This is a genomic window from Winogradskyella poriferorum (genome assembly GCF_050618035.1).
Classification (GTDB): Bacteria; Bacteroidota; Bacteroidia; order Flavobacteriales; family Flavobacteriaceae; genus Winogradskyella; species Winogradskyella poriferorum_A.
Map to the genome: position 1 here is coordinate 1 of NZ_JBODPY010000364.1, position 207 is coordinate 207.

General features: G+C 41.1%; 1 pseudogene. It reads left to right on the forward strand.

Annotated features, from left to right (window positions below):
- A pseudogene (locus ACRHOC_RS16070) lies at positions 1-207 on the forward strand (hypothetical protein); the annotation flags it as partial.

Sequence of the window (207 nt, forward strand, 5' to 3'; positions counted from 1 at the left end):
GCGGACACACCAACCGAAACCGTAAAAAAGGCTTATTACAATGTTCGAAGTAGTGCTTACTTAATGAATATGACAATGAAATTAGTGCGTCCAAAATGGACAAGAGAACTGACTGTCAAAGCTTGGTCAAAAGATGCGGATTACGGAACGATGGTACTCCCAGAACCTGCAAAAGACAAAGGAATCTCGCCTTTGAGAATTAAATCG